The following is a 16,703-nucleotide window of genomic DNA, read 5'->3' as shown; positions in this document are numbered from 1 at the left end:
ATTAGTTCGTTTGAGGTTAGTTGGTAGGCTATCAATTATGATAGCCTAAAAGCACCTCACTCAGTTTATTGGCAGCTAATTTCGTCCCAGAACCARTTAGATTGCGCGGGAGAATCCCAGACACCCGGACCATTTTTGGCAACAAAACATTTACCGTTAAAAGTCACTTTATCACCATTACTCACCTGACTTACCCCCGGTTCCCAAGTGATAAAGTTGACAGGATCAACAACTACAGGTGGTTCTACGACAACCGGCGGTTCAGTCACAGGTGGCTCTGTTACTGGAGGTTCTACCGGTGTTGGATCAGGAGATACAGGAGGAACAGGTTCACCCGCAACAAGCTTCCATGGGCCACCAGCGGTAGGATCACCACCTTGAGTCCACCACTGCGCCTCATAAGTTGCACCACTAAGCGTCACTTGATCGCCAGTGTTATATACCTTATTGGCATCCCAGCCATTACCACCAGGGTTGGTTCCTGGATCTATCGGGTCCAATTTATCTACCACTTTCACTTCAGGCCAACTCGCATGAGAGCCATAAAAGTTCGTGACACACTTTTCATAATCTCCAGGAACTAAAGCTGAATAAGCCGTTTGGAAACCCACTAATTCACATTCAAACGAGTATCCCTCTGGGCGGTCAGCGTAGTATTTCCAGTTACCATCCCAGTTTGTGTAAAGCACATCCGTTGCGCCGTTTAAGTTTAAGCTTCCATAAGGTGTTTGCTGCCAGCAGGTATTTTTCTCATCCGCTTCAACTGGGATTTGGTAATGAGCAGCAAGTCCTTCCCAGTAACGAATACGGTTAACAGGTTGACCTTTCGTCTTATTCTGCTCACCACATTCAATACCGCCATTAATTACGTTAATGGTTGTACCAAAGCCGTAGCCAATACCAGCATCGGTTTCACGTTGTGATGGGCTCCATGTACGGTCAATAACATGCAACATGGCAGGCTTAGGTGCTTGAGGCGTTAAGAAAAACCAAATAGCAGAAGCTAAATTCAACCAAGAGTCTGCGACTAAACCTGGGTTATTCAGTAATACGGTTGCATCACCATCGAACATTACTTCAGAGAAAGCGCCATAATTGAAATGATAAGAAAGCTGTTTAGCACCACGTCCAAAATAACCTTGCCCAGCAGCACATGGCCAGCGAGCATTTTGCCAATCATTTTGACCACATCCAGTGGTGTACCCTTCTTGCCCTTCAGACCAACCCATTTCACGAACGTGAACAAGAGCTTGCTGCCACTCTTCAAGAGCTAATGGGTTATCAGACGTATTATCTATCGCAATATGACCGCCAGTTTCTTGAGAGAAGTGCGCAAAGGCTGTGATGATAGATTTCTTACAAATCGCGTCTGAGTCACGTCCATCGGTGTACTCTCCACAGAATGCGGGGAACTTACCAATCGCTCGTAAGAATCGAGTGTAAGTGTACTCAGGCGCAGCCATCTGAGTTAAGAAGTCCCATTCAGATTGAGGGAAGACGCGCTCAACACGTTTTACGTTATCTGGGTTTGAAGCAGCTCCAGGTACGATAGCTTCTACTATCGTGTTCGAACGGGTTTGTAAGGCTTGTGACCAAATCGCATACATGGGATCAGAAGTCTTAGCTTGCTCTGCAGCTTGTAGTTCCGCTCTTGAAACAAGGTAACCAGTTGGGTTCTGTGGGTCAGGCTGGATGTTCATAGCGGCATTAGCACTTATAGAAGTCACGCTACTAGCTGCTAAAGCGCATCCTAGTGCCACAGTTAAATATTTGGTTTTAAACATATAGGGTTCTCTTATTTATCCTTAATAAGTCAATAAGAGAGTAGATAGGTCTGAATAATGAAGACAGCGCAACACAGTTCTACAGCGAATAAATGCGACGGAACTATATTTATTTTATAAAACAACAACAAACATCAACAGTAGAAGTATACCCTCGATCCAAATAACAAAAAAGCCCCAAACGAAGTTTGAGGCTTTTAATATTCGACTATGTTACTAGCACGATTTCATATTGAAGTTGTAGCTTATTCCCACTCGATAGTTGCTGGCGGCTTACCAGAAATATCGTAAACAACACGTGAAATGCCGTTAACTTCGTTGATGATTCGGTTAGATACCTTACCTAGGAAGTCGTATGGTAGGTGTGCCCAGTGAGCAGTCATGAAGTCGATAGTTTCTACTGCACGTAGAGATACAACCCAATCGTACTTACGGCCATCGCCCATTACGCCAACTGAACGCACTGGTAGGAATACCGTGAATGCTTGAGATACTTTGTGGTAAAGATCAGCAGCATGAAGCTCTTCAATGAAGATAGCATCAGCACGACGCAGTAAATCACAGTACTCTTTCTTCACTTCGCCAAGTACACGAACACCTAGACCTGGACCCGGGAATGGGTGGCGGTAAAGCATATTGTATGGAAGACCAAGCTCTAGACCGATCTTACGTACTTCATCTTTAAATAGCTCACGTAGAGGCTCAACAAGGCCCATTTCCATATCATCAGGAAGACCACCAACGTTGTGGTGAGATTTGATTACGTGTGCTTTACCAGTCTTAGATGCTGCAGACTCGATTACGTCTGGGTAGATAGTACCCTGAGCAAGCCATTTTGCATTCTTCAGTTTCTTAGACTCTTCGTCGAAGATATCTACGAACACGTGACCGATGATCTTACGCTTCGCTTCTGGTTCAGCTTCGCCTTCCAGAGCGTTAAGGAAACGATCTTCCGCATCAACTTTAATGATGTTAAGGCCAAACTTGTTGCCGAACATTTCCATTACTTGCTCAGCTTCGTTTAAACGAAGTAAACCGTTATCAACGAATACACATGTTAGTTTGTCGCCGATAGCGCGGTGAGCAAGCATCGCAACTACAGATGAATCAACACCACCAGAAAGGCCAAGGATAACTTCGTCGTCACCTACTTGTTCTTTAATACGTGCAACTGCATCTTCAATGATAGAAGCTGAAGTCCACAAACCTTCACAACCACATGCGTTAAGAACGAAGTTCTCAAGCATTTTTAGGCCGTTTTTAGTGTGTGTTACTTCTGGGTGGAATTGTACGCCGTAGTACTTCTTCTCTTCGTTTGCCATTGCTGCGTATGGGCAAGTGTCTGTTTCAGCGATCTTTGTGAAATCAGCAGGGATCTCAACCACTTTATCACCGTGGCTCATCCAAACATCTTGAGTAGACTCAAGGTCAGCGAAAAGTGCTGATTCGCCAGTCACTTGTACCGCTGCGTAGCCGAACTCGCGCTCAGTAGACGTTGCTACTTTACCGCCAAGTTGCTCAGCCATAGTTTGCATGCCGTAGCAGATACCAAATACAGGAACACCAGAATCAAATACGTACTGAGGTGCACGTGGAGAATTATCTTCCGTTACACTTTCAGGGCCACCAGATAGGATGATGCCATCTGGGTTGAATTCACGAATATCCGCTTCTTCTACGTCCCAGCTCCAAAGTTCACAGTAAACACCGATCTCACGAATACGACGAGCTACTAGCTGTGTGTATTGAGAACCGAAGTCCAGAATTAGAATACGTTGGTCATGAATATTTTTAGTCATTGTAAGTAGTCTTATTGGCTATGTGATAAAACGGAGGCGAGTTTACTCACCTCTGATTAACTCTTCAAGAAATAAAGCAAACGTTTTCGTAGGTTATCTATAAGGCGATGTTTTGTGAGAATCACTCTCTAAACAAAACAGGCTTTAGATAAAATAATGTGCCGACTCAATCAGCACATTATTCAAACGTTTGGACGTATTATTAACCTAAACGGTAGTTAGGTGCTTCTTTAGTGATTTGAACATCGTGTACGTGAGATTCTTTCATGCCCGCACCAGAGATACGAACAAACTCAGCTTTAGTACGCATATCTTCAACAGTTGCAGAACCCGTTAGGCCCATGCTTGAGCGTAAACCGCCCATCTGTTGGTGAACGATCTCTTTTAGACGACCTTTGTATGCGATACGACCTTCAATACCTTCTGGAACAAGCTTGTCTGCAGCGTTGTCAGATTGGAAGTAACGGTCAGAAGAACCTTGAGACATAGCGCCAAGAGAACCCATACCACGGTAAGACTTATAAGAACGACCGTTATAAAGGATAACTTCACCCGGTGCTTCTTCAGTACCAGCGAACATTGAACCAACCATCACACATGATGCGCCAGCAACGATAGCTTTACAGATATCACCAGAGAAGCGGATACCGCCATCTGCGATTACTGGAATACCGTATTCGTTAGCCACTTCAGCTGCGTCTGCGATTGCTGTTACCTGAGGAACACCAACGCCAGTAACGATACGAGTAGTACAGATAGAACCAGGGCCGATACCAACTTTAACCGCACTTACACCCGCTTCGATAAGAGCACGAGCGCCAGCGCCTGTTGCTACGTTACCACCGATGATTTGTAGATCAGGGTATGCAGCGCGAGTTTCTCGGATGCGGTTAAGTACGCCTTCAGAGTGACCGTGTGAAGAGTCGATAAGTAGAACGTCTACGCCAGCTTCAACAAGAGCAGCAACGCGCTCTTCGTTACCAGCACCAGCACCAACAGCTGCACCTACACGTAGGCTGCCGCGCTCATCTTTACAAGCGTTTGGTTTACGTTCTGCTTTGTGGAAATCTTTTGCTGTGATCATTCCAGTAAGTTGGAAGTCATCATTTACAACAAGAACTTTTTCAACACGCGCTTCATGCATTTTCTCTTGAACTTCTTCACGAGTTGCACCTTCTTTAACAGAAGCAAGGCGAGCTTTAGGCGTCATTACTACATCAACTTTCTTAGAAAGGTCAGTAACAAAGCGAACATCACGGCCAGTAATAATACCCACCAATTCGTTTGTTTCAGTAACAACAGGGAAACCGGCAAAGCCGTGTTTTTCAGTTAGGGCTACAACATCAGCGATTGTCGCGTCAGGGTTTACAGTAACAGGGTGAGAAACCACACCTGCTTCGTAAATTTTAACCTGGCGAACCATTTCAGCTTGCTGCTCGATTGACATATTCTTATGAATAAAGCCAATGCCACCTTCTTGCGCAAGGGCAATTGCTAGGCGCGCTTCCGTAACAGTATCCATCGATGCAGAGATCATTGGGATGTTTAAAGAAATGTTTTTCGTTAACTGAGTGCGAAGATCAGCTGTGTTCGGAAGAACGGTTGAGTGTGCTGGGACGAGTAAAACGTCATCAAAAGTTAAAGCTTCTTTTGCGATTCGTAGCATTTGCAATATCTCACAACAAAGGTGTTAAAAGGAGTAAACCCAACTTTATCGTTTCGCATAATAAAGTGATTTGGATTTGATATTGCAGACGGATTATACGCACGGCGAAATCGCTTGGCTACACATTTTTGTACTTTTAATTTGCATTTACCCCCTTGCTATGTATTATATTGCCGCTATCTTCCATACTCACGCCCAGTGAGATTATGAACGAAAGACCTTCCTTCAAAGAAAGATAGCGCTTCTATGACCAATCCAAACATATTTACTGTTTCTCGCCTCAATTCAGAGGTTCGTCTCCTTCTTGAAAATGAAATGGGTATCGTCTGGCTCGTTGGTGAGATCTCAAATTTCTCTGCACCTGTCTCTGGTCACTGGTACCTCACCCTTAAAGATTCCCGTRCCCAAGTTAAGTGCGCCATGTTTCGTGGCAATAACCGCCGTGTCACGTTCAAACCTCAAAATGGCAACCAAGTTCTGGTTAAAGCCCGCTTGTCTTTATATGAACCACGTGGCGACTACCAGCTAATAATCGACAGCATGCAACCCGAAGGTGACGGTCGACTTCAGCAAGAGTTTGAAAAGCTCAAAATTAATTTGGCAGCTGAAGGTCTGTTCGCACAAACCAGTAAACAAGCCTTACCAGAGCACCCTAAGCAAGTCGGTATCATTACTTCCAAAACAGGTGCTGCTCTATTTGATGTCTTGGATGTGCTGAAACGCCGTGACCCTTCCCTACCCGTTGTTGTCTATCCAACAATGGTTCAAGGAGAAGAAGCCGCAATTCAAATAGCCCAGGCAATTGGCCGCGCAAACGAACGTAACGAATGTGATGTGTTAATTGTCGGCCGTGGTGGTGGCTCATTAGAAGATCTATGGTGCTTTAACAATGAGATCGTCGCACGTACTATTGCTGCAAGTCAGATCCCGATTATTAGCGCTGTTGGTCATGAAGTTGATGTGACAATCGCAGACTTTGTTGCTGATGTACGCGCTGCGACACCATCAGCAGCAGCGGAACTAGTGAGCCGAGACAATAGCCACAAAGCACAAGCTTTTACCGCTAAAAAGGCTCGTTTACAGAGTGCAATTCGCCACTACCTATTGCAACAACAGCGACAAACTCAAATTCTGAAACACCGTTTAGAAAAGCAACACCCTAGCTACCAACTGCAAACTCAGAGCCAACAACTAGATGAATTAGAGCTTAGGCTACGCAGAGGTATGCAGCATTACATAGCGACTCGAACTCAATATATCGAACGTAAACAGCATCAGCTTCAGTTACATTCACCAAGTGTCCGACTAGGTGAGCAGAAGTTAAAGCTGCAACGCTCAGAGCAAAAGCTATTGGATGCTATGGATAGAAAGCTGCTAACTGCTCGCCACCAATTAGCAATGGCAGCAGAAAAACTGGATACAGTGAGCCCATTGGCGACGCTTAAACGTGGTTACACAATTACTCACTCAGAAGGTCAAACCGTCTCTTCTATAAAAGCTGTAGAGGTCGGTAAGACGCTAGTGACACAGGTAGAGGATGGTACGATTCAATCGACCGTCACTAATGTATCAGCGCAAAACCAGTAATAAATAAACTCAATAAAAAGCCCCCACATCGAGTCATCGAATATGGGTTTTTTTTTATAGCAATTCTATTGTTTATCAGTCTTCAATAGGCTCTACTAAAACGATACGAAAGCGTTTTATGGCTTAGTTTTCCAACTCACTTTCTGCTGCTTAGCTAGCACGCCAGAAAGAATACACAGCACACCACCTAATCCAGAATAACGAACCGCAGCTTGCGCCTGCTCTTCGACTTTTGGTTTCGCGTGATACGCAATACCGAGCCCAGCAGCACCCATCATCACTAAATCATTAGCGCCATCACCAACCGCAACCGTGTTATGTACTTCTACCTCATATTGGTCAGCAAGCTCAATTAAGATGTCAGCTTTAGTTTGCGCTGAAACGACATCACCCAGAACGTTGCCTGTTAACTTACCATCTATGATTTCAAGCGTATTTGACTGTGCGTGATCAAGACCCAACGTATCTTTCAAATAATCTGAGAAATAAGTGAACCCACCAGAAGCAATCGCTGTTTTCCAACCAAGTGCATTAAGAGTATTCACAAGTTCTCTTAAGTCTGGCATGAATGGAAGAGTACTACGAACTTGCTCAAGAATAGACTCGTCGGCATCCTTCAAAGCACCGACACGTTGACGTAAACTTTGTTCGAAATCGAGCTCACCTTGCATTGCTCGCTCTGTCACTTCTGAAACCTGCTCTCCAACACCTGCCAGCTTAGCGATTTCATCAATACACTCTATTTTGATAGCGGTCGAGTCCATATCCATCACGATCAGACCCGGCTTTGAAAGATCTGGTACTTCACTTAAGCTTGCGTAGTCTAAACCAAGCCCTTGTAATATTTCTTCATGAGCAGAGGTTAAATTGCCTGACATGAGGGCAACCTCATAATGGCCAACTTTCCACGTATCTAATACTTTATTGTATTCGCCCGTAAAGAAGTCGATATCATCAAAGTGCTGCGGTGAAAGATACTCGCCGAAGACAATCCAGTTCGCTTTCGCTTTTGCTAACTGGCTCGCAAATCGAGTTTCAGGTAACCGAGTCACCAAGGATGTATGCTTTTTAATTGGCAATTGTTTGTGCGCTTCCATGTTTATAATTCCTAATTAACCTAGCTAAACGTTAACCTATTGCAATTAAAAGGCGCAAGTCTCAATATGTCTTAATCATAACTTTTGTTTATTTCAGGTCTGATGAATCATGAATGAATCACTGTTTTCGTTACGCAATGCACTGCGTATTTTGGCGCTTATTTTATTAGCAGTAATGTTAGTAGTAACAATCAAAAATACAGTCGTGATCAGTAAAGGCAACGAAAAAATACAAGCAAAGCAATTAGAGACCTTAACTAAGGTGCTTATCTCACAGGCGGCAATGTCAGCAAGTAAAATGCTCACTCAACAAGAGCAAGATAAGCTACTGGATCTCACCAACCAACTTGCTCAAGATAGATTGGTATTCGATACAACGATCTATAATGCTGAAGGTATTCGTTTAGCATCAAGTGAGAAAGCGCTTACGGTTAGAGAAGTACTCGGATTAGATCAGCCTCTCGCGACTGCTCGCATTGGTAAACAGCAGCTTGTTGAACCAATTTACTCCCCTGAAAACGTCATTATCGGCTTCATTCGCATAACTTTTGAAACGGGCCGTGTAACCGCAATTTCAGATCACCACTACCGAAAGAGTGATCGTTATATGATTGGTATGGTAGTTATGGGCTTTGTGAGTGGTGTGCTATTCATGCTACTGACGGTCAGACGCAAAAAAAGTAAATCTGGTGAAAACTTATTACTTAAAAAAGCGAGCTCTTAGTGGCTCATGAATAAGTAGCGCACATGATAATATTCATAAAAAAGCCCCCCACAGTTCAGGCAACTGTGGGGGGCTTTTAAAATTCTGGATTAGTTAGAAATTACTCGTCATCACCAAGAAGAACAGAATCGAGTGCAATCACCATCATGTCATTGAAGGTGGTTTGACGTTCATCTGATGTGGTTTGCTCACCAGTTTTGATATGATCTGAGACAGTACAGATAGTTAGTGCTTTCGCGCCGTACTCAGCACACACACCATAGATGCCTGCCGCTTCCATCTCTACGCCAACAATGCCATACTTGTCCATTACTTCGAACATTTCAGGATCTGGCGTGTAGAACAACTCAGCAGAGAACAGGTTGCCGACTTTTACGTCTACACCGCGAGCTTTGGCTGCATCCTCTGCCGCACGCACCATTTTGTAGTCAGCRATAGCCGCGAAGTCATGGCCTTTAAAGCGAATACGGTTCACTTTTGAATCGGTACACGCGCCCATTCCGATAACCACATCACGCACTTTAATATCTTCGCTCACTGCACCACAACTGCCGACACGAATGATCTTTTTCACACCAAAGTCTTTGATCAGCTCAGTCGCATAAATAGAACAAGATGGAATGCCCATACCATGTCCCATTACCGAAACCTTACGACCTTTGTAAGTACCAGTGTAACCAAACATGTTGCGAACGTCGCACACTTGAACCACTTCTTCTAAGAAGGTTTCAGCAATGTATTTAGCACGCAGCGGGTCGCCTGGCATTAGAACTACGTCAGCGAAATCACCCATTTCAGCATTAATATGTGGAGTAGCCATTGAAAATATCCTTAATCTCAAAACATAAAAAGAAAAGAGAGGTCACCCTCTCTTTATTCACTAGCAATTATAAAAAGCTTGTACCATGTCCCATTGGCGATGTGCCAAAGTAAGACGCTAAGCTTTGACCGATATCGGCGAAAGTATCACGACGGCCTAAAGAACCAGCTGGAACCTTTTTACCGTAAACAATCACAGGGATATGCTCACGAGTATGATCTGTACCTGGCCATGTTGGATCACAGCCATGATCAGCGGTTAGGATAAGTACATCATCTTCTTTCATCATATCGATGACTTCATTGATGCGGCCATCGAAATACTCAAGCGCAGCTGCGTAACCTGCAACATCACGGCGGTGACCGTAAGCTGAGTCGAAATCAACGAAGTTAGTAAACACAATAGTATTGTCGCCCGCTTCATTGATCGCTTCTTTGGTTGCTTCAAATAGCGCAGGGATACCTGTTGCTTTAGTTTTCTGAGTGATACCACAACCCGCATAGATGTCAGAGATCTTACCGATTGAGTGAACGTTACCGCCCTTCTCATCAACAAGTTTCTGAAGAACAGTTGCCGCTGGCGGCTCAACAGAAAGGTCACGTCGGTTACCTGTACGTTCGAATTGACCTTTACCAGGGCCAATGAACGGACGAGCGATAACACGGCCGATGTTGTAGTCTTCTAACTCTTCACGAGCAATCTGACAAAGGTCTAATAGGTTTTGCAGGCCGAATGTCTCTTCGTGACAAGCGATTTGGAAAACAGAGTCTGCAGAAGTGTAGAAGATTGGTAGGCCAGTCTTCATGTGTTCTTCACCTAGGTTATCTAGGATTTCAGTGCCTGATGAGTGGCAGTTACCCAAGAAACCAGACAAACCCGCACGCTCAAGAATGCGGTCAGTCAGCTCTTTTGGAAAGCTGTTCTCTTTGTCGGTGAAGTAGCCCCAGTCAAACAATACCGGTACACCAGCGATCTCCCAGTGACCTGATGGCGTGTCTTTACCAGAAGACAACTCAGCAGCGTGACCGTAAGCACCGATGATTTCAGCGTCAGCATCCATACCTGGAGCAAAGCGACCTGTAGACTCTTTGTGTGCCATAGCTAAGCCTAGCTTAGACAGGTTTGGTAGCGTCAGTGGGCCTTTACGATCTGCATTATCTGCAAGACCTTTGTCACAATGATCTGCAATGTGGCCCATTGTGTCAGAACCTACATCACCAAACTTATCTGCATCCGCTGTTTCGCCAATACCGAATGAATCTAAAACTAAAATAAATGCTCTTTTCATTTTCTTCACCAACTTATTGCTCTTTGCACCAGGATCTAATTGATCCGCACACACTATGTATGCGGACCTTTATTATTTACACGTCTTCAGAACGAATCTGACGGTAAACATCTGGCGTTGCTGTATATTCTCCGCCCACAGTGATTGCACTTTGTAGTGCTGTTGCAGCTTCTTGCCACTGTTGTTCATTGCGAGCATGGATCATTGCTAACGGTTTATCATGACTTGCAACTTCGCCTAAACGAATGAAGCGATCAAAACCTACTGCGTAATCAATACTGTCTGTTGCTACTCGGCGACCACCGCCCATACCAACCACAGCCATACCAATTGCACGAGTATCCATTGCTGATACTACACCGCTTTCTAACGCGTACACTGGCTTAATAATTTCTGCTTTTTCTAGGTAGTCATCGTAGTTTGCTACGAAGTCTGCTGGGCCACCAAGGCCTGCAACCATCTTACCGAAACACTCAGCGGCTTTACCGTTATCCAGTACTGCCATCAGTTTTTCACGAGCTTCATCAGAATCTTTTGCAAGGTTACCCAGAACCAACATTTCAGCACACGATGCTAGAGTGATTTCTAACAAACGTGGGTTACGGTATTCGCCCGTTAAGAATTGAACCGCTTCACGTACTTCCACTGCGTTACCCGCTGAAGAAGCCAGAACTTGGTTCATGTCCGTTAAGATTGCTGTTGTTTTAGTGCCAGCACCGTTTGCTACTGCAACGATAGATTTAGCTAACTCTTCCGATGCTTCGTAAGTTGGCATAAATGCGCCAGAACCTACTTTTACATCCATCACTAGAGAGTCTAGACCAGCAGCCAATTTCTTAGACAGAATTGAAGCGGTGATCAATGAAATGTTATCAACAGTTGCTGTGATATCACGAGTTGCGTAAACACGCTTATCTGCAGGCGCTAGATCGCCCGTTTGACCGATAATTGCTACACCCGCATCTTTGGTTACATCACCAAACACTTCATTGGTTGGAGTAATGTTGTAACCWGGGATAGATTCAAGCTTGTCTAGCGTACCGCCAGTGTGGCCTAAACCACGACCTGAGATCATTGGAACGAAACCACCACATGCTGCCACCATTGGGCCAAGCATTAGAGAAGTAACATCACCAACACCGCCAGTAGAGTGTTTATCGACGATTGGGCCATCAAAATTCATGTGGCTCCAGTCAATCACCATGCCTGAATCACGCATTGCACACGTTAATGCAATTCGTTCTGGCATCGTCATTTCATTAAAAAAGATAGCCATTGCAAATGCTGCAATTTGGCCTTCAGAAACCGTGTTTTTAGCCACGCCTTGAATGAAGAAGTTAATTTCTTCAGCTGTTAGGACTTCGCCATCACGTTTTCTGCGAATAATTTCTTGAGGTAGATACATTAGTGCCTCCCAAACTCGGATTGAGTATGGTTTGTAGGATAAAGAGGTAATATGGAGTGGCGTAACGCCACTCCATCAAACAGACGGTTTAAGAATTAGTATGCTGCAGGATCTGCAGTTTGGTCTGTCACTTCTAATGTATTAAGAAGGTTAGTCAGTAAGCTTGAAGCACCAAAACGGTAGTKCATGTTATCTGCCCACTCAGCACCTAATAGCTCATCAGCCATTGCTAGGTATAGTGCAGCATCTTCAGCTGTACGCACACCACCAGCAGGTTTAAAACCAACTGTTTTAGCAACGCCCATGTCACGAATAACTTCAAGCATCATGCGTGCGAACTCAGGAGTCGCGTTTACTGGCACTTTACCAGTTGAAGTTTTGATGAAGTCTGCACCCGCTTCGATACAGATTTGAGAAGCTTTCTTGATAAGCGCTTCTTCTTTAAGTTCGCCTGTCTCGATGATCACTTTAAGCGTGATATCGCCACAAGCAGCTTTACACTGTTTTACTAGTTCAAAGCCTACTTCTTCATTACCTGCAATAAGAGCGCGGTATGGGAATACCACATCAACTTCATCCGCACCGTACGCAACTGCTGCTTTTGTTTCAGCTACAGCAATTTCGATGTCGTCATTACCATGAGGGAAGTTAGTTACAGTCGCAATGCGTACTTCTGGAGTACCTTGCTCACGCAGGGCTTTCTTAGCTGCTGGGATAAAGCGAGGGTAAATACAGATTGCAGCTGTGTTGCCAACTGCAGTCTTCGCATCATGACAAAGCGCCACTACTTTCTCAGTAGTATCGTCATCATTTAGCGTAGTTAGGTCCATAAGTTTAAGTGCACGTAGAGCTGCTGCTTTTAAATCGCTCATTTCTATCTCCGATCAATATATTCAAATAGTTAACTACTTAGCCCTCCATCCAGTATAGATGGATATTTTGGTCATGCTCAGTAGTCACAAATGAACGGACTTGGTTCCCTGAAGACTTGATAACTTTCGCTACCAATTGCAATCCTTGTCACCGCACAGTACCAGTTTGGTCTATGGCACAACAAATCAGTCATGTTGTGTCTAACGTTTATAGCGTATCGCTAAGTTTGGCTTAATCCCAGAAGAATAACCTTTGAATAAGTCCAAGCGGTTACTTTCTTGCCAATAGAGACATCCTATCTCTTAAGCATATACATTATAGGTATCCAAGAATAATTTGTAGTGCTCCTTAGAACGCAAACGGTTTGTATCTCAAAAAAACATTCTAGACCCAACATCGTATTCAAGCTCACGCTCAAAAATACTAGGCCCAAAAATAAAAAAGCCCCGCAGCAATTTCTTGCTACGGGGCGATATTATAGTGGCGTCTATATATTCTAAATCTTACTGATTAGAAAGATAGGAAGAAGCCAGCAATTGTCGCTGCCATCAGGTTAGATAGAGTACCAGCAATAACCGCTTTAACACCCATACGAGCGATGTCGTGACGACGGCTTGGAGCTAGACCACCTAGACCACCTAGTAGAATCGCAATAGAAGAAAGGTTTGCGAAACCACATAGAGCGAACGAGATAATTGCTTGAGTCTTAACAGACATTACTTGGCCAGTCGCTTCAACGATTTGAGCGTTCTCACCGATGTAAGGTACGAAGTTTAGGTATGCAACGAATTCGTTAACAACTGTCTTCTGACCAATGAAAGAACCAGCAATAGTTGCTTCTTCCCATGGAACACCGATAACGAATGCTAGTGGAGCAAAGATCCAACCTAGAAGAAGTTCTAGAGTTAGGTTGTCCATACCGAACCAACCGCCAACGCCACCTAGGATACCGTTAATAAGAGCGATTAGACCGATGAATGCTAGAAGCATTGCACCAACGTTTAGAGCAAGTTGAAGACCTACAGAAGCACCACCAGCAGCTGCGTCGATAACGTTAGCTGGTTTGTCGTCGCCGCCGTCCATATCGTCAGCGATATCGTCACGAGCTTCTTCAGTTTCAGGCTTGATGATTTTAGCAAACAGTAGACCACCAGGAGCAGCCATGAATGATGCTGCAACTAGGTATTCTAGAGGTACACCCATAGATGCGTAACCCGCTAGTACACCACCAGCAACAGATGCTAGACCACCACACATTACTGCGAATAGCTCTGAGTTAGTCATTTTAGGAACAAATGGACGAACAACTAGAGGAGCTTCCGTTTGACCAACAAAGATGTTTGCTGCAGCAGACATAGACTCGGCACGTGAAGTACCTAAAGCTTTCTGAAGGCCGCCACCAAGAATCTTGATAACCCACTGCATGATACCAATGTAGTAAAGTACAGAGATAAGTGCAGAGAAGAAGATTAGAGTTGGTAGAACTTGGAATGCAAAGATGAAACCAATACCGTCAACTGAGAAGTTAACTAGGCTGCCGAATAGGAAACCAGTACCGTCTTTACCATAGTCGATTACGTTTGCTACACCAGCAGAGAAACCTGCAAGCAAATCACGACCCCAAGGGATGTATAGTACGAATGCACCAAGTGCGAATTGGATAGCGAAAGCGCCACCCACTGTTCTTAAGTTAATAGCTTTGCGGTTGTCAGATAGTAGTACTGCGATTGCAATTAGTACAACCATGCCGACTAGGCTCATAAACAGGCTCATAGTTTATGACTTCCTTATTAGTTATTTATTGGCGTGTTACAAAATGGAGCTATAAAGCGGAGGCAATTATACTCATGCGACCACTAATAAAGTAATGCCGCCCTCACACTTTTATATAAGATTCATGTAGCATTCACATAGCTATGTGACTCAAATCACACTAACACTGCAAATTACGCAAACGATAAACAAAAACTTTGGATTCTATTTACATATACCGAATAGGTGATGGCAATTATGCCAAATTTGCTCCGCAATCGTTTGTTTTGATTCCTTTCTAAGCAAATTTAGTTCATTTAAGATCGTAACTAAATGTTTGGAATGGTTAACATTTCCTTGGTTCCCATTCACTGGCATGTCTGGGGCGTCAGTTTCTAAAACTAGGAATTCCAGAGGTAACTTTGCGATGGTTGCGCGTGTTTTTTGCGCTCTTGGATATGTGATGGTTCCACCTACACCAATATAGAAGCCAAGCTTGATCCACTCCAAAGCTTGCTGTTCACTTCCCGAAAAGCCATGAATAACACCACCAAAAGTAAATTTTTCCTGCTTTAAAATTTGAATAAGGCGATTGTGGGATTTTCTTTCATGAATAATTAAGGGCAGTTCAAACTCCTTCGCCAACTCTACTTGCTGGATGAAAAAGTTCTCTTGTTTCTCTCGTTTAACATCTACAAAAAAGTCGAGACCGCACTCACCTATTGCCACACAGCGCTCAGGTGAACTTGCAATCCACTCTTTAAGATCATCAAGTTGCTCGATTCGATARTCATTAAGGAAATAAGGGTGGAAACCCAACCCAAAATACACGTCAGGATGATCTTTAGCGATCTCACTCACTACTTTCYAATTTTTTGGACCAATTGAAGGTAGGAAGAACTTCTCCACACCAGCTTGAGTTGCTTTCTCTATATAGTCTTCAGCTCCTTTAGGAAAAACATCAAAGTCGAGGTGGCAATGGCTATCAAACAGTTTCATGTAATTCTTACTCTACATTTCTGACTTTGTTTTACTTTCAGGATTTAGAGAGGGGTCTGGACGATATGGCACACAGCTACGTTTGTTTTCAGGTGTTAACCCTAATTGCTCACAACAACGATCGTATTTTTCTAACCATGATTTAAACCACTTGAACATTTAAATACTCTCCTTTGCTTTACAGTACTAGGGAAAATTCGACAGATAAGGATACAAAAAAACGCCTATTGCTGAACAATAGACGTTTTTAATATTCTCGAATAGAGCAACGTTAAGAATTAGTGCTCGCGAGTCGCTCGGAACTCTACTTCAGGGAAACGTTCTGCTGCTAAGTTCAGATTCACCATAGTTGGAGCAATGTAAGACAGGTTATCGCCGCCATCCAATGCAAGGTTAGACTGACTCTTACGTTTGAACTCTTCTAACTTCTTAGCATCATCACATTCAACCCAACGAGCCGTAGCAACGTTCACGCTTTCGTAGATTGCTTCTACGTTGTATTCCGCTTTCAAGCGAGCAACAACTACGTCGAACTGAAGAACACCAACCGCACCAACGATGAGATCATTATTTTGCAGTGGACGGAATACTTGAACCGCACCTTCTTCTGAAAGTTGAACCAAACCTTTTAGTAGCTGCTTCTGCTTCAGAGGATCACGTAGACGAATACGACGGAATAGCTCAGGTGCAAAGTTTGGAATACCAGAGAACTTCAGGCTTTCACCTTGAGTAAAGGTATCACCAATCTGGATAGTACCGTGGTTATGTAGGCCAATGATGTCGCCAGCATACGCTTTCTCAGCGCGAGAACGGTCACCCGCCATAAAAGTAACAGCATCAGAAATGCTTACGTTCTTACCTGTTCGTACAGGTAAGAACGTAAGCATTTCTGATGCTGTTACTTTTATG

Annotated in this window: 14 protein-coding genes; 2 read left to right on the top strand and 12 right to left on the bottom strand. The window is 44.0% G+C overall.

The genetic code is table 11. The features are described 5' to 3' along the window. Positions 1 to 65 precede the first annotated feature (65 nt). From L4C33_RS05940 to guaB, 3 genes are all read right to left on the bottom strand, one after another. Complete coding sequence (locus L4C33_RS05940; protein ID WP_428811519.1) at positions 66 to 1,784, bottom strand: chitinase; 1,719 nt, start codon at positions 1,782 to 1,784, stop codon at positions 66 to 68. A gap of 245 nt (positions 1,785 to 2,029) precedes the next feature. Next, positions 2,030 to 3,583, bottom strand: coding sequence for a glutamine-hydrolyzing GMP synthase (guaA, locus tag L4C33_RS05935; protein WP_428811518.1), 1,554 nt, complete (start codon positions 3,581 to 3,583; stop codon positions 2,030 to 2,032). 202 nt (positions 3,584 to 3,785) lie between these two features. Then, positions 3,786 to 5,249, bottom strand: a complete 1,464-nt coding sequence (gene guaB / locus L4C33_RS05930) for an IMP dehydrogenase (RefSeq protein ID WP_048669208.1) — start codon at positions 5,247 to 5,249, stop codon at positions 3,786 to 3,788. 246 nt (positions 5,250 to 5,495) lie between these two features. Between guaB and xseA the strand changes: the two genes are divergently transcribed. Then, positions 5,496 to 6,836 carry an exodeoxyribonuclease VII large subunit gene (gene xseA, locus L4C33_RS05925; RefSeq protein ID WP_428811517.1) on the top strand — a complete coding sequence of 447 codons (1,341 nt, stop codon included), beginning with the start codon at positions 5,496 to 5,498 and terminating at the stop codon, positions 6,834 to 6,836. Between the two features lie 116 nt (positions 6,837 to 6,952). On the opposite strand, the gene serB is transcribed toward xseA, so the two are convergent. Continuing rightward, complete coding sequence (serB, locus tag L4C33_RS05920; RefSeq protein WP_428811516.1) at positions 6,953 to 7,933, bottom strand: phosphoserine phosphatase; 981 nt, start codon at positions 7,931 to 7,933, stop codon at positions 6,953 to 6,955. 109 nt (positions 7,934 to 8,042) lie between these two features. Between serB and L4C33_RS05915 the strand changes: the two genes are divergently transcribed. Next, positions 8,043 to 8,657: a YtjB family periplasmic protein gene (locus L4C33_RS05915; RefSeq protein ID WP_428811515.1), complete on the top strand. Its 615-nt coding sequence runs from the start codon at positions 8,043 to 8,045 to the stop codon at positions 8,655 to 8,657. A 100-nt stretch (positions 8,658 to 8,757) separates the two neighbouring features. On the opposite strand, the gene deoD is transcribed toward L4C33_RS05915, so the two are convergent. The 8 genes from deoD to L4C33_RS05875 all read right to left on the bottom strand — a co-directional run. Then, complete coding sequence (gene deoD / locus L4C33_RS05910) at positions 8,758 to 9,477, bottom strand: purine-nucleoside phosphorylase (protein WP_428811514.1); 720 nt, start codon at positions 9,475 to 9,477, stop codon at positions 8,758 to 8,760. Positions 9,478 to 9,544: 67 nt separating this feature from the next. Beyond that, entirely contained in the window at positions 9,545 to 10,765 is a 1,221-nt protein-coding gene (locus L4C33_RS05905) for a phosphopentomutase (protein WP_428811513.1), read from the bottom strand. Positions 10,766 to 10,841: 76 nt separating this feature from the next. Then, positions 10,842 to 12,170: a thymidine phosphorylase gene (gene deoA / locus L4C33_RS05900; RefSeq protein ID WP_428811512.1), complete on the bottom strand. Its 1,329-nt coding sequence runs from the start codon at positions 12,168 to 12,170 to the stop codon at positions 10,842 to 10,844. Between the two features lie 95 nt (positions 12,171 to 12,265). Further along, positions 12,266 to 13,042: a deoxyribose-phosphate aldolase gene (gene deoC, locus L4C33_RS05895; protein WP_428811511.1), complete on the bottom strand. Its 777-nt coding sequence runs from the start codon at positions 13,040 to 13,042 to the stop codon at positions 12,266 to 12,268. Between the two features lie 511 nt (positions 13,043 to 13,553). Further along, entirely contained in the window at positions 13,554 to 14,816 is a 1,263-nt protein-coding gene (locus tag L4C33_RS05890; protein WP_428811510.1) for a NupC/NupG family nucleoside CNT transporter, read from the bottom strand. A gap of 204 nt (positions 14,817 to 15,020) precedes the next feature. After that, on the bottom strand, positions 15,021 to 15,794 hold the full coding sequence (locus L4C33_RS05885; RefSeq protein ID WP_428811509.1) for a TatD family hydrolase: 774 nt from the start codon (positions 15,792 to 15,794) through the stop codon (positions 15,021 to 15,023). A 12-nt stretch (positions 15,795 to 15,806) separates the two neighbouring features. Further along, positions 15,807 to 15,953, bottom strand: a complete 147-nt coding sequence (locus L4C33_RS05880; RefSeq protein ID WP_428811508.1) for a DUF5363 family protein — start codon at positions 15,951 to 15,953, stop codon at positions 15,807 to 15,809. A 119-nt stretch (positions 15,954 to 16,072) separates the two neighbouring features. Beyond that, on the bottom strand, positions 16,073 to 16,703 hold a 631-nt coding region (locus L4C33_RS05875), incomplete at its 5' end, for a peptide chain release factor 3 (RefSeq protein ID WP_489686429.1).

Origin of the sequence: Vibrio makurazakiensis (assembly GCF_050337375.1) — a bacterium.
GTDB classification, from domain to species: Bacteria; Pseudomonadota; Gammaproteobacteria; order Enterobacterales; family Vibrionaceae; genus Vibrio; species Vibrio makurazakiensis.
The sequence above is the reverse complement of the archived record's forward strand: the minus strand, read 5'-3'. Positions and strand labels throughout refer to the sequence as shown.